The sequence below is a fragment of the Micromonospora sp. CNZ309 genome, from assembly GCF_002846525.1.
In genome coordinates this window covers 3,709,921-3,727,549 of sequence record NZ_PJNG01000001.1, presented here as the reverse complement: position 1 = coordinate 3,727,549, position 17,629 = coordinate 3,709,921, and the positions used below count along the sequence as shown (strand labels likewise).

At 73.5% G+C, this 17,629-nt stretch carries 16 protein-coding genes; 13 read left to right on the top strand and 3 right to left on the bottom strand.

Annotation, left to right across the window (positions count from 1 at the left end; translation table 11 throughout):
• Nucleotides 1-38: 38 nt before the first annotated feature.
• Both ctaJ and CLT72_RS15255 read left to right on the top strand, forming a co-directional pair.
• Nucleotides 39-344 carry an aa3-type cytochrome oxidase subunit CtaJ gene (ctaJ, locus tag CLT72_RS15260; protein WP_434089812.1) on the top strand — a complete coding sequence of 102 codons (306 nt, stop codon included), beginning with the start codon at nucleotides 39-41 and terminating at the stop codon, nucleotides 342-344.
• Nucleotides 331-732, top strand: a complete 402-nt coding sequence (locus CLT72_RS15255) for a DUF5130 family protein (protein ID WP_088998801.1) — start codon at nucleotides 331-333, stop codon at nucleotides 730-732. Before ctaJ ends, CLT72_RS15255 begins: the two co-directional genes overlap by 14 nt.
• 79 nt (nucleotides 733-811) lie before the next feature.
• Here CLT72_RS15255 and pepN read toward each other — a convergent pair whose 3' ends face one another.
• A complete protein-coding gene (pepN, locus tag CLT72_RS15250; protein WP_101412431.1) occupies nucleotides 812-3,361 on the bottom strand; it encodes an aminopeptidase N in 2,550 nt (849 codons plus the stop codon).
• Nucleotides 3,362-3,573: 212 nt separating this feature from the next.
• Here pepN and CLT72_RS15245 point away from each other — a divergent pair, with 212 nt between their 5' ends.
• The 4 genes from CLT72_RS15245 to CLT72_RS15230 all read left to right on the top strand — a co-directional run bounded on the left by CLT72_RS15245 (nucleotide 3,574) and on the right by CLT72_RS15230 (nucleotide 6,675).
• Entirely contained in the window at nucleotides 3,574-4,197 is a 624-nt protein-coding gene (locus tag CLT72_RS15245) for a mycothiol-dependent nitroreductase Rv2466c family protein (protein WP_101412430.1), read from the top strand.
• 194 nt (nucleotides 4,198-4,391) lie between these two features.
• Nucleotides 4,392-4,844, top strand: coding sequence for a hypothetical protein (locus tag CLT72_RS15240; RefSeq protein WP_101412429.1), 453 nt, complete (start codon nucleotides 4,392-4,394; stop codon nucleotides 4,842-4,844).
• Nucleotides 4,845-4,935: 91 nt separating this feature from the next.
• Nucleotides 4,936-6,135, top strand: coding sequence for a DUF1015 family protein (locus CLT72_RS15235; protein ID WP_101412428.1), 1,200 nt, complete (start codon nucleotides 4,936-4,938; stop codon nucleotides 6,133-6,135).
• Between the two features lie 72 nt (nucleotides 6,136-6,207).
• On the top strand, nucleotides 6,208-6,675 hold the full coding sequence (locus CLT72_RS15230; RefSeq protein WP_101412427.1) for a ribose-5-phosphate isomerase: 468 nt from the start codon (nucleotides 6,208-6,210) through the stop codon (nucleotides 6,673-6,675).
• Between the two features lie 131 nt (nucleotides 6,676-6,806).
• Here CLT72_RS15230 and CLT72_RS15225 read toward each other — a convergent pair whose 3' ends face one another.
• The gene (locus CLT72_RS15225; protein ID WP_101412426.1) at nucleotides 6,807-7,127 is read right to left on the bottom strand and encodes a hypothetical protein; all 321 of its coding nucleotides are present in this window, start codon (nucleotides 7,125-7,127) and stop codon (nucleotides 6,807-6,809) included.
• A gap of 346 nt (nucleotides 7,128-7,473) precedes the next feature.
• On the opposite strand from CLT72_RS15225, the gene CLT72_RS15220 reads away from it, so the two are divergent.
• Entirely contained in the window at nucleotides 7,474-8,019 is a 546-nt protein-coding gene (locus CLT72_RS15220) for a hypothetical protein (protein ID WP_101412425.1), read from the top strand.
• Between the two features lie 145 nt (nucleotides 8,020-8,164).
• Here the strand turns inward: CLT72_RS15220 and CLT72_RS15215 are convergent, their stop codons facing one another.
• Nucleotides 8,165-8,431, bottom strand: a complete 267-nt coding sequence (locus CLT72_RS15215; protein WP_101412424.1) for a hypothetical protein — start codon at nucleotides 8,429-8,431, stop codon at nucleotides 8,165-8,167.
• Between the two features lie 193 nt (nucleotides 8,432-8,624).
• Here CLT72_RS15215 and CLT72_RS15210 point away from each other — a divergent pair, with 193 nt between their 5' ends.
• The 6 genes from CLT72_RS15210 to CLT72_RS15185 all read left to right on the top strand — a co-directional run bounded on the left by CLT72_RS15210 (nucleotide 8,625) and on the right by CLT72_RS15185 (nucleotide 17,625).
• The gene (locus CLT72_RS15210) at nucleotides 8,625-9,422 is read left to right on the top strand and encodes a S1 family peptidase (protein WP_101412423.1); all 798 of its coding nucleotides are present in this window, start codon (nucleotides 8,625-8,627) and stop codon (nucleotides 9,420-9,422) included.
• A 331-nt stretch (nucleotides 9,423-9,753) separates the two neighbouring features.
• Complete coding sequence (locus CLT72_RS15205) at nucleotides 9,754-11,322, top strand: fatty acid--CoA ligase (protein ID WP_101412422.1); 1,569 nt, start codon at nucleotides 9,754-9,756, stop codon at nucleotides 11,320-11,322.
• Nucleotides 11,323-11,821: 499 nt separating this feature from the next.
• A complete protein-coding gene (locus CLT72_RS15200) occupies nucleotides 11,822-14,947 on the top strand; it encodes an amino acid adenylation domain-containing protein (RefSeq protein WP_101412421.1) in 3,126 nt (1,041 codons plus the stop codon).
• Between the two features lie 44 nt (nucleotides 14,948-14,991).
• Complete coding sequence (locus tag CLT72_RS15195; protein WP_101412420.1) at nucleotides 14,992-15,975, top strand: aldo/keto reductase; 984 nt, start codon at nucleotides 14,992-14,994, stop codon at nucleotides 15,973-15,975.
• A 58-nt stretch (nucleotides 15,976-16,033) separates the two neighbouring features.
• Nucleotides 16,034-16,771, top strand: coding sequence for a sulfotransferase-like domain-containing protein (locus CLT72_RS15190; RefSeq protein WP_101412419.1), 738 nt, complete (start codon nucleotides 16,034-16,036; stop codon nucleotides 16,769-16,771).
• On the top strand, nucleotides 16,768-17,625 hold the full coding sequence (locus CLT72_RS15185) for a family 3 encapsulin nanocompartment shell protein (RefSeq protein WP_101412418.1): 858 nt from the start codon (nucleotides 16,768-16,770) through the stop codon (nucleotides 17,623-17,625). Before CLT72_RS15190 ends, CLT72_RS15185 begins: the two co-directional genes overlap by 4 nt.
• Nucleotides 17,626-17,629 lie beyond the last annotated feature (4 nt).

The window sequence follows — 17,629 nt, the reverse complement described above, 5'->3', positions numbered from 1 at the left end:
ATCCTTGAGGTCTCTTCTTCCGCCTGGGGGCGTTGGGATTGTCTGTAACCGAGACGTTGCTGGTCTTCGTCGGCATCCCGGCGGCCGCGGTGCTGGTGATCGCCGGTCTGGCGTACGCCGGTAACCGTGGTGGCGGCGGTGGCGGCGCGAAGCGCTACCGACCGGGCCGGCGCTTCGACTTCACTCCGGTCTGGTTCCTGGGCCGGCCGGAGCAGCTGGCCGACTCGGCCGGCACCGCCCTGGCAGCGGGCGCGCAGGCGCCGGCGCTGACCAGCCACAAGCTCGAGCGGGCCGGCGTCGAGGCGCCGGCCGGTGGAACCGGAGGCGCAAGTGACCGTTGGTGAGAAGCAGGCCGGGACTCCGCCCGAGGTGCTGGACGGGCCGTTCTCGACCCGCCAGCTGCTGCGCATCGACGAGGCCCTGCGCCTGGCCGACCAGGGCACCGGCCTGGTCTTCTCCGTCTTCGTCGGCGGCCTCGACGAGCCGATCCGGGAGCACGCCGAGCGGCTGCACCGCCAGCTCGCCGAGCCCGACCGGTCGGTCCTGATCGCGGTGTCGCCCAACCAGCGGCAGCTGGAGATCGTCACCGGCCGGCACGCCCGCAAGCGCATCCCCGACACGTACGCCCGGCTCGCCGCGCTCTCCATGGTGGCGGCGTTCGGCGGCGGCGACCTGGCCGGCGGCATCATCAACGGCCTCGACCAGCTCGCCAGCCACGCCGGCAAGGGCTGACCGACCCCGAGCCCACCCGACGTCCGACGGTGAAGCCCGGTCCGCACAGCGGACCGGGCTTCACCGTGTCGGGCGTACGTCAGGCGCCGCGGGCGTCCCGCTCGCGGGCCCGCAGGGCGCGCACGACGCCGTCGCGGCCCTCCGCCACCAGGCGGCGCAGCGACGCCGGGTGGCCGTCGCCGGCAAGCCAGGCGTCGGTGGCCGCCACCGTCTCCTCGTCCACCAGGAACATCGGGTACGCCAGCTGCGCGAACTCCTGCGCCGGCTCGCTGTCCCGGCTGCCCCAGACCTGGTCCACCACGGCGAAGTACTTCTCCCGGTAGGGCGCGGTCAGCTCCGTCTGGGCCGGGTGGGTGAAGCCCTGCAACAGCGCCCGGTTGCGCCAGTTCGGCAGCGCCTCCGGGCCGGTCAGCTCGGCCCAGACCACGGCCTTGTTCTCCGCCGTCGGCACCAGCGCGTGCGCGTACGCGGCCTCCCGCTCGCCGCTGGCCGTCCGGTCCCCGGCCAGCTCGGCCTCGATCTCGGCGGTGCCGGCCGCGCCGTTGGCGACCAGGGCGTCCAGCACGGCCCAGCGCAGCTCGGTGTCGATGGCCAGGCCGGCCGGGACGTCGTTGCCGGCCAGCCAGCCGCGCAGGGTGGCGAGGTCCTCGGCCGAGCGGGCCGCCTGGGCGTACGCGCGGGCCCAGGTGAGCTGGAAGCCGCTGCCCGCCTCCGCCGCCGCCAGCGCCGTACGCGCGGTGCGCGCCAGCTCCGCCCAGCCGGTCGGCGCCCAGGCCGGGTCGGCGTAGTAGGTGAGCGTCGTGTTGGCCTGGCGCAGGGCCGCGTTGACCAGGTTGATGTCGGTCTCGGCCGGCAGCCCCGCCAGCACCAGCGCCACGTAGTCACGGGCGGCCAGCTCGGCGTCGCGGGTCATGTCCCAGGCGGCGGTCCAGCACAGCGCGCGGGCCAACGACGACTCGAAGCCGGCGATGTGCTGCACGACGGTGGCCATCGACCGCTCGTCGAGGCGCAGCTTGGTGTAGGTGAGGTCGTCGTCGTTGAGCAGCAGCACGTCGGCGGCGGGCACGCCGCGCAGCGCGGGCACCTCGGTGCGGTCGCCGGTGACGTCGACCTCGTGGCGCTCGCGGCGGACCAGCCGGCCGTCGGTCAGGTCGTAGAGGCCGACCCCGATCCGGTGGGTCCGCAGCGTCGGGTGCCCGGCGGGCGCCTCCTGGAGCACGACCACCTGCTCGTAGGTGCCGTCCGCGCCGATCGTCAGCTCCGGGCGCAGGGTGTTGACCTGCGCCGTCTCCAGCCACTGGGCGGCGAACTTGCGCAGCTCCCGGCCGGAGGCCGCCTCCAGCTCGGAGAGCAGGTCGTCGAAGGTGGCGTTGCCCCAGGCGTGCTTGGCGAAGTAGGCGCGCAGCCCGGCCAGGAACGGCTCCTCGCCGACGTACGCGACGAGTTGCTTGAGCACGCTCGCGCCCTTGGCGTAGGTGATGCCGTCGAAGTTGACCTCGACCGCCTCCAGGTCCGGCATCTCGCAGTAGACCGGGTGGGTGGAGGAGAGCTGGTCCTGGCGGTAGCCCCAGTTCTTGCGGATGGACAGGAACGTCGTCCAGGCCTCGGTGAAGCGGGTGGCGTGGGTGTTGCACCAGTGGCTGGCCCACTCGGCGAACGACTCGTTGAGCCACAGGTCGTTCCACCAGCGCATGGTGACCAGGTCACCGAACCACATGTGCGCCAGCTCGTGCAGGATCGTGTTGGCCCGCTGCTCGTACTCGTAGTCGGTCACCTGCGAGCGGAAGAGGTAGTGCGCCTCGGCGTGCGTGACGCAGCCGAAGTTCTCCATCGCGCCGGCGTTGAAGTCGGGCACCCACAGCTGGTCGTACTTGGGCAGCGGGTAGCGCACGCCGAACTGCTCGTGGAAGAAGTCGAAGCCCTGCTTGGTGACCAGGAAGAGGTCGTCCGAGTCGAGGTGCGGCGCCATCGAGGCCCGGCAGAACGCGCCCAGGTCGATGCCGTCGTGGCTGTCGCGCACCTCGTGGTACGGCCCGGCGCAGAGGGCGGTGATGTAGGTGCTCATCCGCACCGAGGTGGCGAAGTGGACCGTCTTCAGCCCCTCGCCCGCCGCCTCCTCCCGCTCCACCGGCATGTTGGAGATCACCTTCCAGTGCTCCGGGACGGTGGCGTGCCAGGTGTAGACGCTCTTCAGGTCGGGCTGGTCGAAGCAGGCGTAGACCCGCTGGGCGTCGGCCGTCTCGAACTGGCTGTAGAGGTAGGTCTCACCGTCGACGGGGTCGACGCTGCGGTGCAGCCCCTGCCCGCTGTTCGAGTACGCGAAGTCCGCCTCGACGACGAGCATGTTGTCGCTGTCCAGTCCCGACAGGGTCAGGCCCTTCTCGGCCGACCAGTCGCCCAGGTCCACCGGGGCGCCGTTGAGCGTGGCGGAGCGTACGGAGTCGGCGGCCAGCTCGATGAAGGTGCTCGCGCCGGGCTCCGTGCACCGGAACCGGACCTCGGTCCTCGAACGGAAGGTGCGAGCCTCGGCCGCCCGTACGGCGGACGAGAGGTCCAGACTGATGTCGTATCCGGTCACGTCGAGCAGGCGGGCCCGCTCCGTGGCCTCGACCTGCGTCAGGTTGCGCACTCCCGGCACTTTCGTCTCCATCCCGTCTCGCCGCACGCCCCGTTGGCGCCGTGATCGGCCGCTCGTGACGGCCGGATTCGAGTCTTCCATGCACGAACACCCCTTGGTGGGCGAGGTCACGCTCTCATTCCGCTGTCGGTCGATACCTGCCGGGGTGAAGATCGCAGGAGGCGCCGGGAGGCCGGCGTACCCCCGTCTCGAAGGGACCAGCCGTGAGCGAGCGTGCCGCCGTAGACATGTTCTTCGACCCCCTCTGCCCGTGGGCGTGGATCACCTCCCGTTGGCTGCTGGAGGTGGAGAAGGTCCGGAACGTGGACGTCCGGTTCCGCGTGATGAGCCTGTCGGTGCTCAACGAGGGCCGGGACCTGCCCGAGGAGTACCAGGAGCTGATGCGGACCGGCTGGGGCCCGGTGCGGGTCTGCATCGCGGTGGAGCAGCGGTACGGCCAGGACGCCGTCCGGAAGCTCTACACCGCGCTCGGCACCCGGATCCACCTCGGGCGGGAGAAGCTCACGCGGGAGCTGTTCGTGGCCGCGCTGACCGACGTCGGGCTCGACCCGGCGCTGGCCGACGTCGCCGAGGGCAGCGACCACGACGAGGCGCTGCGGGCCAGCCACGAGGCCGGAATGCGCCCGGTGGGCACCGACGTCGGCACCCCGGTGATCCACGCTCCCGGTCCCGACGGCGGCACGGTCGCCTTCTTCGGCCCGGTGATCACCCCGGCGCCCAAGGGCGAGGCCGCCGGCCGACTCTGGGACGGCGTCCTGCTCGTCGCCGCCACCCCCGGCTTCTACGAGCTCAAGCGCTCCCGGGACCTCGACCCGATCTTCGACTGACCGCTCTCCCGCCGACCCGAGGGGTCCGGCGCCGGATTCCCGGCCCGGACCCCTCGCCCGGGCCATGGGACGGGGGTGAGCAGGGGCGGGAAGGGCGTGCGGGGCGTCACCGGGACGGCGGCGGGATCGTTGGCCCCGGTGTCCGCCGCAGCGACCCGCAGGGCCGCACCCCGCAGCTCGTGGAGGCAAAACCGATGGCCAAGCACCGTGTGCCCGGTGACGATCCGTCGACCCGGGAGGGGGTGACCGAGAGCCCGGACACGGCGTACTGGTCGGTCGACGACTCCCGCTGGCCGACGCTCCGTCCCGACCTTCCCGCCCACATGGTGGACCTGCTCGCCCCACCGATCGTGGTCGGCGTCGCCCGCGTGCCGGCCACCTCCCGGCTGACCCCGCCGACCGGGCGCCGGCCCGTCGCGGCGGCCGACCGGCCCGTGGCGCCGGCGGAGCACCGGCCCGTCCTGCCCGCCGACCGGTCCGTGGCGCCCGTCCTACCCGCCGAGCATCGGCCGGTGCCGGCGGCGTCGGCCGGGTCCCGCAGGATCGTTCCCGCCGGGCCGGGTGTGCCGGGCCGGCGACCGGCGGGCGCTCCCACGCCGGGCGGTCGGCACCGCCGGGCGGCGGGACAGTCCGACCGCACCGCCTGAACCCGGCGCCCGCCCGGTAGCTCTTTCATCTGGTGGACCACGCGCGGGTCCCGCGTCGGCGGGTCCCGCGCCGCCGGTAGCGTCTTCGCACATGACGGTCGTGCATCCGATCGCCCGGGCCTGGATCACCACTGGCGGCACCGGCGCGCAGAACTACGACGAGTTCGCCGACGACGCGGAGATCACCGCGATCATCGAGGCGAACCCGCACAGTGCCCTCGGCATCGAGATGCCGCATCGGGCGCCGGAGAGCCTGGGCAAGTCCTTCCTCGACGCCCTGCCGGACGCGGTGACCCGGCTCGCCGAGGCGAAGGCCGACGGCAGCTACACCCCGGCCGAGCAGGTCGTGGTCCTCTACCGGATCAGCGCGCCGGGGGAGGAGAACGCGTACGGGCTCTTCGCCATGGTCGACACCGACCAGATCTCCACCCGTGCCGACGAGCCCGGTCTGGTCATCCGCAACGAGGACGTCTTCATCGCCAAGGTGCGGGAGCGGGTGGCCCTCGCCGAGGCGCTGGGCCACCTGCTGTCGCCCGTACTCCTGCTCCAGACCGGGCGCGGCGACGAGCTGCACGCCGCTCTGGCGGCGGCGACCGACGCGGCCGGCGCGCCGGCGGCGACCGACACCGACCAGGCGGGGCGCACCCACGCCATCTGGCTGCTCGGCCCGGGCCCGAGCCAGGACGAGCTGACCGCCCTTGCGGGCGGCGGCGAGCTGGTCGTGGCCGACGGCAACCACCGCAGCCTCGCCGCCCAGACCGGCGGGCTGCCGCGCTTCCTGTCGGTGATCACGACCCCGGCGTCGGTGGCGATCCAGCCCTACAACCGGCTGGTCAGCGAGCTGACCACCACCGCCGACGACCTGCTCGCCCGGCTGCGCGCCGCCGGCGCGGAGATCAACCCGATCGACGGCCCGGTCGAGGTCCCGGCGGCCGGCGGCACCGTGCACCTCCGCCTCGCCGGCCAGGGGTACGCGGTCACCCTGCCGCACGTCGGCGACAACCGGCTGGAGAACCTGGACCACGCGCTGGTCGAGCGGCTGCTGCTGCGCGACGCGCTCGGGCTCGACCCGGGCGACAAGCGGATCACCTACGTCGGCGGCGACTACCCGGCGAGCTGGCTGACCGGCGAGGTCGACGCGGGGCGGGCCGAGCTGGCGGTGCTGGTGGCACCGGTGACGGTGGACGACTTCGTCGCGGTCAACCTGGCGCGGGAGAAGATGCCGCGCAAGAGCACCTGGTTCACCCCGAAGGCGCGCGGCGGCCTGGTGGTCGCCGAGCTGTCCCGCTGACCCTGTGACGAATCCGCCTCCGGGGCGCCGCCCGCGCGCCGCCCCGGAGGCGGGCCTGACAGACTGCGCGGTATGCGCGTCTACCTGGGATCCGACCACGCCGGTTTCGAGTTGAAGGTGCACCTGGTCAACCACCTGACCAAGGAGGGGTACGACGTTATCGACGTCGGCCCGCACGCCTTCGACCCGGACGACGACTACCCGGCCTTCTGCCTGCACACCGGCGACCGGGTGGTGGCTGACGGCGGCAGCCTCGGGGTGGTCATCGGCGGCTCGGGCAACGGCGAGCAGATCGCCGCGAACAAGGTGGCCGGCGTCCGGGCGGCCCTCGCCTGGAGCATCGACACCGCCCAGCTGGCCCGCGAGCACAACGACGCGAACGTCGTGGCGGTCGGCGCCCGTCAGCACACGCTGGACGAGGCGACCGCCATCGTCGAGGCGTTCCTGACCACCGGGTTCTCGGGCAACGAGCGGCACGCTCGCCGGATCGCCCAGGTGGCCGACTACGAGGGCACCCGCCAGCTCCCCGCGCTGCCCTGACCGCCCGACCGGCCGTCCCGGCGCCCGGGTGACTCCGGGCGCCGCCAGGCTGGTGGATCCGGGAGGGTTCGTGGCCCCGAGGGACCGGTTCCGCCACGGTCCGCCGTCGTGGCTCCCGCCACGGTCCGCCGTCAGCGGCGGGGGAGGTCCTCGCGGGGCGTCCAGTTGCGGCGGATGATCACCACGCGTTCCTCGGCCGCGGCCAGGTCCTCGTCCGTGGGGCGGGCGGCGTCGCGGGCCCGCATCGCGGCGGTCACGCTCACCTGGGAGGAGCCGGGGCCGACGAGACCCCGCAGGCCGCGGTCGCCCTCGTCGCCCGGCCCGCTGCGGCGGGCACGCGGGGGCTCGGGGCCGTCGTGCACCCCGGCGGTCGTCGCGTTCGGGCCGCCGGCCCCGCCCGTGTCACCGGTCGGGTGCCGCAGCCGGCGCCGGCGGCGCTCCGTTTCCCCCATCAGCCGACCGTACCGCCCCGGCCCGGTCCGCGCCGGGGCGCGCGCCGCCGTCGGTCGAGCGCTGGCCCTCCTCCGGAAGGCGCGACGGGGCGCGTGCCGAGCCGGGTGGCGCGGCGGGGAAGGGTGACGAGCCGGGTGGCACGGTGGAAGCGTGCCGAGGCGGGTGGGCGGTGACCCCGGTCACGGCGCCACGGCCCTGAGTCCGGCGCCAGGCCCGGCCGGCCCGTGCTCGGGCCGCCGGTTCGGGTGCCGTGCCCCGGTGCGGCCTCGGCGCCCGGTTTGCCGGCTGGCTACCCTCGGAACGGACGGCGGCCGGTGGTCGCCGTCGGTCCAGGGGAGGGACGAGATGGTCGACCAGACGCAGCCGTGGGCCGAGCGGACCGTCGAGGTGCCGCCGCAGCCCGGTGTCGGGGTGCCGCCGCAGCGCGACGCGTTCCAGCGGGGGGTGGCCTCGGTCGGGCAGTCCCGTACGTCGCGCACGGAGCCGTTCCCCGTCGTCGAGCACGAGCCGACGGGCACGGGCTGGCCGGACGCGCCGGCCCCGCGCCGGCCGCTGAGCTGGCACGTCGAGCAGTTGAAGCGCGGCGGCGAGTGGAGTGCCGCCGGCGCGCTCTTCGCCTTCGTCTGCTGGGGGATCTGGGCCATCTCGGGCGGCGGCGATCTCGCCGGCCCGTTCCTGATCTTCCTGCTGAGCCTGCTGGTGGCCGCCGGCCTGTTCGCGTTGGCCCGCCTGCTCGGTCGGGTGGTGCTGGAGCGGCAGTTGGGCCGGGTGCGGCGCAGTGCGCGCGGGGCGCACCTGGTGACGGCGGTCTTCCTCGCCGGTCTCGGGATCGCCTACCTCCAGCAGACCGAGTGGGTCGTGTCGGCCTGGAACTGGATCAGCAACAACTGACCGTACGCCCGGGCGGGCCGGCCTGCGCCGCCCGCCCGCGCGTCCGGTCGCGGGGTCTCGCGACCTCCGGTCGTTCCACCAGGTCGCGGGCTGCTTACCCGGCCCGGCGCGGTTCATCCGTGCCCGGCCGGGGCTGATCCGCAGCTCAGTGCTTCCCGCCGTGGCCCTCCGCGTCCGCCTTCGGGGAGGCCACCCGGGCCTCCGGGTCCTCGACGCCGGGCTCCCCGCCGTCGGGGGCCACCATTCCGTCGTAGTTGTAGACCGTGCCGTCCTCGCCGTGCTGCCTGGTGGTCCGGACGTAGCGGTGCATCATGCCGTCGATCTCCACCTCGAGGAGGGCGTCGCCGCCCGCGTCGATGGTGCTGCCGTCGCGGGGGCCGCCAACGAGGTGTGCCTTCGTGTTCGTGTCCATGCCAAGGCCCTACCCGGGCGGTCCCGGTGCAAAACGGGCGGCGTCCGGTCGGGCGGTCGGATCCCGTCGGGCCACGGTATGACCGACGCGGGATGTGTCGAGCCATTGCCATCGATCGATATCTATCCATAGGCTCCCGCCATCGGTTTTCGGCGCACCGCCTCGGCGCGCCGCGAGGGTTCGGGAGGCTCCCATGGTCCGTTGGCGCACACTCGTCGGCCGGTTGGCCGCCGCGTTGGTGGCGGTCACCGCCGGCTCGTTCGTCCTGGCCGTTCCGGCCTCCGCCAAGCCCGGGCCCGAGGTGACCCCGTACGTCGTCGGCGGGACGCTGGCCGCGCAGGGGGAGTTCCCGTTCATGGTGCGGCTCTCCATGGGCTGCGGCGGTTCGCTCTACAGCCCGCGCCTGGTGCTGACCGCCGCGCACTGTGTCGGCGGGACCGGTACGAACACCAGCATCACCGCCACCCTCGGCGTGGTGGACCTCCAGTCGTCGAGCCGGATCCAGGTGCGCTCGAACTACGTCTACCGGGCGCCCGGCTACAACGGCAACGGCAAGGACTGGGCCCTCATCCGGCTGGCCACGCCGGTCACCACGCTCCCGACGCTGAAGATCGCCACCAGCACCGCGTACGACAACGGCACCTTCACGGTCGCCGGCTGGGGCGCCACCCGCGAGGGCGGCGCGCAGCAGCGCTACCTGCGCAAGGCCACCGTGCCGTTCGTCAGCGACGCGACCTGCAACTCCTACTACGGCGGCCAGATCATCGCGAGCGAGGAGATCTGTGCCGGCTACACCAGCGGCGGCGTCGACACCTGCCAGGGTGACTCGGGTGGCCCGATGTTCCGGCGGGACGCGAGCAACGCCTGGATCCAGGTCGGCATCGTGAGCTGGGGCTACGGCTGCGCCCGGCCGTACTACCCCGGCGTCTACACCCAGGTGAGCACCTTCGCCCCGGCGATCGCCTCGGCGGCGGCGAGCCTCGGCGGCTGAACCGCGACTCCCCCGGGGGCCCGGCCGGCTCGTCCGGCCGGGCCCCCGCACGCGTGCTCCGGCTGGCCCTTGCCGGTGCGCCCGCCCGGTCGCCGGGTGTGCTGCTGGACCGCCTGGTCGCCCGGGCCCCGCGGGGCCAGTTCTTGCACTGTTACCGGGAGGTGGACGCGCGCTGATTACGTTCAGTTCGCGCTCGCGCACTATGGGGAGCGGCGACGGCGGTATCGCCGAGGGCGAGGTGCGGATGGCTCTGGTCAACCCGCCCGGCATGCGTCTCGCGGCTGACGCGGCGTGAGTCGCCTCCATCCGTACGCCCACTGAGGAGGACCCGGTGACTGTTCAGTTGCGCACGCTCGTCGACGTGGCGCGCAGGCACGCCGCCCAGCAGCCGGACGCCGTCGCCATGATCTGCGAGGGTCGGCGTGTCGACTACGCGACGCTGCATCGTGTCAGTAATCAGGTGGCGCGTGGTCTGCAGGCGGCGGGGTTGCGCCCTGGTGACCGGATCGCCTGGTTGGGCAGGGAGTCCGAGCACTTCTACGACCTGTTCTTCGGGGCTGCGAAGGCCGGTGTGGTGCTGGTGCCGATCAACTGGCGGTTGGCTGCCGGCGAGGTCGAGCACATCCTGCGTGACTCGGGTGCCGCTCTGCTGTTCGTCGACTCGGATTCGGCTGCGGTGGCCGAGAAGTTGGCGCCGGAGCTGCCGATGCTCAAGCAGGTGGTCGCGCTGGACTCCGGCGGTGTGGCCCGGGCCGGCTTCGCGGCCTGGGTGTCGGCCCAGCCGGACGCGAACGTCCTGACCAGGGTCACCTCCGACACGCCGCTGGTGCAGATGTACACCAGCGGAACGACGGGCCTGCCGAAGGGCGTCGTCCTCGCGCACCGCAGCTTCTTCTGTGTACGCGACGGGCTCGCCTCGGCGGACCTGGACTGGCTCGACCTGCGTGAGGGCGACGTCAGCCTCCTCTGCAACGGCGGCTTCCACATCGGCGGCCTGTCGTGGGCGGCGATGGGTTTCGCCTCGGGGGCCACGAACGTGGTGATGCGCGAGTTCACCACGGCCGGCGCGGTGGAGCTGATCAGGACGCTGCGCGTCACCACCATCCTCGCGGTGCCCTCGATGCTGCGACTGCTGCTCGCGGAGCCGGGCGTCACCAAGGCGGACTTCGCCTCCCTGCGGAAGATCGTCTACGGCAGCGCGCCCATCTCGGCGGCGCTGCTGGCCCGCTGCATCGAGGGCTTCGGCTGCGAGTTCGCCCAGATCTACGGCCTGACCGAGACCGGCAACTCCGCCGTCTGCCTGCCCCCGGCCGACCACACGCCCGACAGCGGCAAGATGCAGTCGGCGGGGCTGCCGTACCCGGGCTTCGAGGTCAGGGTCGCCGACGACAAGGGCAACCCGTTGCCGGCGGGTGAGGTCGGCGAGGTCTGGCTGCGTTCGCCGGGCGTGATGGTGGAGTACTGGAACATGCCGGAGGCCACGGCGAGGACGCTGGTCGACGGGTGGGTCGTGACCGGGGACGCGGGCGTGCTGGATGAGGACGGCTACCTGTTCATCCGTGACCGGATCAAGGACATGATCATCGTGGCGGGGGAGAACGTCTATCCGGCGGAGGTCGAGAACGTGATCGGCCGGCATCCGCTGGTCGCCGAGTCGGCGGTGGTGGGGGTGCCCGACGAGCGCTGGGGTGAGGCGGTGTACGCGTTCGTGGTGCCGGTGGAGGGCGAGCAGCTCAACGAGCGTGACCTGGCGTTGCATCTGCGGGGGCAGTTGGCCGGTTTCAAGCAGCCGCTGCACTACGAGTTCATCGACCGGGTGCCGCGTAACCCCAGTGGGAAGATCCTGCGCCGCGAGCTGCGGGAGCGGTTCTGGCAGGGTCACGAGCGCAGGGTGAGCTGATCGCGATGACGGCGGTGACCAGGACGAGGCGGCGGCGTACGGCCCCGGCCTGACCGCCGCCGTCACCGCGCCCGCGTCTGGGGCGGGGTCGGTCCAGCGGCCCGCACATCGCCGGCTACCGCGCGTCATCGTGCCTGCTCGTCCGCGTGGCGGGGGCGGTCCGTCCGCCCGTCGGCCCGCCTCCACGCGCGGCCGGTGGTCCAGCGTGGAATCTCCGCGTACGCCGGCGTGCGGGCGAAGGATTCCCTGGTGGAAGGCGTGTCCGCCGGACGGGCGGCGCACGGGGAGCCGCCCGGGGGCGCGGTCGCCACTTCCAAGTGACAGGAATCGATGTAGCAGAAAGTTGCATATTCCCTCCCTTCGATCGGCCCTCTAATGTCCTTGACCAGCAGCCAGGGCATCGACCGGTGCCGATAACTACCCTTGCTGTGCGTCGGGTCGGATTCGTCCCGTCCGCGGCGTGACGACAGGCCTGGCGGGCACGGGGACAGGAGGCGTGATGAGGGCGGGCGACACCGGATCCGCGGCGGCGGTTCCCGTCTCCGACGGGCCCACCTGCCGGTGCACCGCCACCCCTGTGGCGGCCGCCGGGACGCCGTACGGCGACCGGCCCTTCCTGGCCGTGCCCGGCATGGTCGAAGAGCGCGTCGACCGGCACCCGCACCGCCGGGCGGTGTCGTTCCGGGGCCGCTCGCTGACGTACCGCGAACTCGACGACCTGGCCAACGGCGTCGCCGCCGCACTGGCCGGGCGGGGCGTCCGGCGGGGCGACGTGGTGCCCGTCCTGCTCGCCGACGGGCTCGAACTGCCCGTCGTCGACCTGGCGTTGATGAAGCTCGGCGCGGCCTTCGTACCCGTCGATCCCGGCTGGCCGGCGGACCGGCTGCACGCCTCGTTGCGGGTGGTCCGGCCCCGGCTCGCGGTGGTACGCGGCACCGGCCCGCGTCCCGACACCGGAGACGTCCCCTGCCTGCCCGTCGACCTCGACGAGATCACCCCGACCCGCCGCCGGCCCGGCGTGCCGATCGGCCCGGCCGACCTGATCTACGGCATCTTCACCTCCGGCACCACCGGCACCCCGAAGTGCGCGCTGAACCGGCACGACGGCATCGCCAACCGGCTGCGGTTCATGACCCGCCACTTCGCGGCGACCGGCGACGAGGTGGTGCTCCAGAACAGCCGGCACACCTTCGACTCGTCGGTCTGGCAGATGTTCTGGCCGCTGACCACCGGCGGCCGGACGGTGGTGCCGGTCGAGGGCGGGTTCCTCGACGTCGAGCGGACCGTCCGGACCATCGCCGACGAGACCGTCACGATGACCGACTTCGTGCCGAGCGTGCTCGGCGCGCTGGTGTCGGTCCTGGACCGGGACCCGGCGGCCCGACGCGCGGTCGCCTCGCTGCGAAACGTGATCGTCGGCGGCGAGGAGATCGACCCCTGGGCGGTGCACCGGCTGGTCGAACTGGTGCCGGGCGTGGCGGTCACCAACGGCTACGGCCCGACCGAGGCGTCGATCGGAATGATCTTCCACACCGTCGGCCGCAGCGACGGCGACGTCATCCCCATCGGTCGACCCATCGACAACTGCTACGCCGCCGTCGTGGACGACGAGCTGCGGCCCCTGCCGCCGGGCGAGACGGGCGAGATCGTCATCGGCGGCGTGTGCCTGGGCGAGGGGTACCTCGGCGACGCGGCCCGCACCGCCGAGGTGTTCGTGCCCAACCCGCTGCCCGACATCCCGGGTGCCCGGCTCTACCGCACCGGCGACCTCGGCCGGATCGCCCCCGACGGGCGGCTGCACTTCGCCGGCCGGCGCGACCACCAGCTCAAGGTCAACGGCGTCCGGATCGAGGCGGGCGAGATCGAGACCGCCGCCACCCGGCTGGCCGGCGTACGGCAGGCGAAGGTCCTGCTCGCCCGCGAGCACCGGGGGAAGTCGCTGGCCCTCTTCCTCGCCGCCGACCCCGAGGTGACCGAGCCGCAGGCGCGGGCGCACCTGCGGCGGCTGCTGCCCCGCACCCACGTGCCCCGGCACGTCGTCGTGCGCGACGCGCTACCGCTGACCGGCAACGGCAAGGTCGACCGGCAGGCGCTGGAGGCATGGCTGGACCGTACGCTCGCCGACCGGATCCGTCCGTCGGCAGCGCCCGCCGAGGCGCGGACGCTGCCCGAGCGGGTGCTCGGGGTGTTCCGGACGGTCCTCGGCCGACCCGACCTCGACCCCGACACCGACTTCCTCGACGCCGGGGGCGACTCGCTCCAGGCCCTCGACGTGGTCACCGCCCTCGGCGCGGACCAGAGCCTGCGCGTCGGCGTGCAGGACCTGTTCACCCACCGCAGCGCCGCCCGGCTCGCCCGGGCGCTCGCCGTACGGCTGCGCGCGGCCGACCCCACCGAGACCGAGGACGAGCTGGTGGAGCGGGACGCGAAGATCCCGGCCGACCTGCCCGTACGCCCCGTCGGCCGGCGCCGGGCGCCGCGTACGGTCCTGGTCACCGGAGCCACCGGATTCGTCGGCGCGCGCCTGGTGCACGAGCTGCTCGCCACCACCGACGTCCGGGTGCTGTGCCTGGCCCGCGCGGCCGACGACGCCGAGGCCACCGCCCGCGTCGTGCGCGCGCTGGCCGAGCGGGGCCTGTGGCGGCCCGGCTACGACCTGCGCCTGCACGGGTACGCGGCCGACCTCGGCCGCCCGGCCCTCGGCCTGACCCCGCAGGCGTGGGACCGGCTGGCCCACGACTGCGACCTCGTGCTGCACGCCGGGGCGCTGGTCAACTTCCTGTTCGACTACCGGGCCCACCGCGCCGCGAACGTCCTCGGCACCGCCGAGCTGCTGCGGCTGTGCCTGACGGGCCGGCCGAAGCCGCTGCACCACGTCTCCACCCTCGGCGTCCTCGACAGCGAGGCCGCCCGCCATCCGCAGCCGCTGCCCGAGACGTACGACCCGGCCCTCGCCGTCGCGCCGACGAGCGGCTACAGCCGGTCGAAGTGGGTGGCGGAGCGGTACCTCGACGACGCCCGGCGGCGGGGCGCGACCATCACGGTGCTGCGCCTCGGCGAGGTGATGCCCGCGGCCGACGACGGCCACCCCAACCCCCGGGCCCTGACCCACCTGCTGCTGGCGGCCTGCCACCGGCTGCGGATGCGGCCCGACGCGCCCGTGCGCTCCGACTGGACGCCGGTGGACTGGGCCGCCCGGCGGATCGTCGCCACGGTCGTCGACCCGCGCCAGTGGGGCGGCACGCTGCACGTCCTGCACCCGGTGAGCGTCGACTTCACCGACCTGCCGCTGGGCGGCGCGGACGCCCTGCCCCGGGTGAGCTGCGGGCGGTTCCTTGCGGGGCTGCGCGAGGCGGCGGGCGAGGGCGACCGTGACGCCGCCGTACTGCTGGCGCTCTTCCCGCCCGGCGCGGGCACCGACGAGGAGCGGCTGCGCGCGGTCTTCGCGACGCTGCTCACCGACAACCCCCGGCTCTTCCGGCGCGACGGCTGCGCCGAGCTGGAACGGCGCCGGGGCTTCACCGACCACCGGCTCGGCCCGTCCGTCGGCGCCTACCGCGCCTGGCTGGGCGAGCACGAGGGGCGGGCGGCCGACCGGCTGCTGCTGCCGGCGGGACCAGGGTGAACGGCCGCGCGCGACGCGATGACCGGCACGGATGAGGGAGTGGAATGCGATACCGCAGGATGGGTCGGCTCGGCTGGCAGGTCAGCGAGGTCGGGTACGGGATGTGGGGCATCGGCGGTGGACCCGGCGGCTTCACCGGCTGGGACTACGACACCGCACCGGCCTGCCTGGACGAGGCGGTGGAACGGGGCTGCAACTTCTTCGACACCGCCTGGGTCTACGGGCGGGGCGTCAGTGAGCAGCTCCTCGGCGGCCTGGTGCGCCGGCACCCGGACCGCCGGCTGTACCTGGCCACCAAGATCCCGCCGAAGAACCGCGAGTGGCCGCCCGGCCCCCAGGACACCCTGGACGACGTCTTCCCGGCCGAGCACATCCGCGAGTTCACCCACCGCAGCCTCGAGAACCTCGGCGTGGACCGGATCGACCTGCTCCAGTTCCACGTCTGGGAGGACCGCTGGGCCGCCGACGGCCGCTGGCAGGAGGCCGTCGCGGACCTCAAGCGGGAGGGCGTGGTCGACGGCGTCGGGATCAGCGTCAACCGGTGGGAGCCGACGAACTGCCACGCCGCCCTCGACACCGGCCTGATCGACGTCGTGCAGGTCATCTACAACATCTTCGACCAGGCGCCGGAGGACGAGCTGTTCCCGCGCGCGCAGCGCGACGACATCGCGATCATCGCCCGCGTCCCGTTCGACGAGGGGACGCTGACCGGCACGCTGACCGCCGACAGCACCTGGCCGGAGGAGGACTGGCGCAGCACGTACTTCGGGCCGGAGAACCTGCTGCCGAGCGTGGAGCGCGCCGAGCGGCTGGCCGCCGACGTGCCGGCGGGGATGACCATGCCGGAGCTGGCGCTGCGGTTCATCCTGCACCACCCGGCGGTCAGCACGGTGATCCCCGGCATGCGCCGCGTCGAGCACGTGCGCGCCAACCTGGCCGTCAGCGACGGCGTACCGCTGGACGCCGGGATGCTGGACACGCTGCGCGGCCACCGGTGGGACCGCAAGCCCACGTCGTGGTCGCAGTGAGCGCGGCGCACCACCGGGCCGCGTCGCAGCGCCGGCCGACGCGGTACGGGAGGCCGGCATGCCGGTGATCGCCATGTGGGCGCACCCCCGGGCGCTCTCCACCGCGTTCCTGCGCATGATGATCGCCCGCGGCGACGTCACCGTCGTCCACGAGCCCCTGGTCACCCTCGTCGACGAGGGGCACGTGGAGCTGCCCGGCGTGGACGGCGGTACCGTCACCGTGACCGACGCGGCCGAGGTCGTCACGCACCTGCGGAAGCTGGGCCGGGACCGGACGGTCTTCGTCAAGGACACGCTCGAATACCGCTACGAGCACCTGTTCGCCGATCCCGGGGCGATCGCGGACGTCACGCACACCTTCATCGTCCGGGAACCGGCCCGCACGATCAGCTCGCACTACGCGATCAAGCCGACGGTGACCTGCCCGGAGATCGGCTTCGAGCACCAGTGGGAGCTGTTCGACCTGGTCAGCCGGACCGCGCACCGGCCGCCGGTGGTGATCCGGGCCGAGGACCTGCTGCGGCACCCCGCCGAGACGGTGTCGGCCTGGTGCGGGGCCGTGGGGCTGCCGTTCCTGCCCGAGGCGCTGAACTGGGCGCCGGGGGAGCGGGCCGAGTGGCGGCGTACGCGCAAGTGGCACCTCGACGTCGAACGCACCTCGGGGTTCTCGCCGGTCGAGAAGTCCTTCGAGGTGACCGTCGCCAACAACGACACCCTGCGGTCGTACCACGACCACCACCAGCCCTTCTACCAGCGGCTGATCCGGCACGCCATCTGCATCGGGGAGGACTCATGACCATCACCGCCGCGCCACCCGTGACCGCGTCGCCGACGCTGTCGCCCGGTGAGCTGTTCGCCCGCGCGTACGCCGACGATCCCGCCGGCGCCGAGGTGCGCTTCGACTACACCATCACGGACGCCTTCCAGCCGACCAAGGAACGCCCCCGGGTGACCGTGCGCAACCTGTTCCGCAAGCGGTCGGTCGGCATGGAGCCGGTCCGGTTCTGGTCCGAGGGCCGGCCCGACGCGGGCGAGGCCGCCGCCGTGCACGAGTCGGGCCTGCGCCGGGAGGCCGCCTTCCGGTTCGGCACCGCCTCCGCCGGGGTGCACCCGATCCGCGCCTGGGTGCGCATCCCCGAGGAACTCGCCGACGACCCGGAGGCGGTGGCCTCCTTCATCGACTACCGGCTGCTGGTCCGCCTCGCCACGGCGGAGAACCAGGCGCTGACCATCGGCGAGGGCGGCCTGCTGCGGCACCCGGAGATCGGGCGGCTGCCGTACCGGCACGACTGGCTCAGCGGCCTGCTCGCCGCCTGCGACGAGATCGAGCAGACCGGGGCCACCCCGCACGCGATGATCGTCAACCCGAGGGACTACTACACCCACCTGCTCGGGAAGGGCTCCCTCCTGACGGACCTGACCCGCAACGGCGTCCAGATCAGCCGTACGCGGATGGTGGCGCCGGGCGAGGCGGTGGTGGGGGACTTCGCGATGGCGGCCCGCCTGCTGGACGCGGGGCGGTCCGCGATCCGCGTCGGCACCCCGCCGCCCGGTACCCTGTCCATCGATGGACCGGCCGTCTGTGCCGAGATCCACGAGGGGCTGGCCGTGCACCTGCCGACCCACTTCTTCCACGTAGTACCGGCCTAGGAGC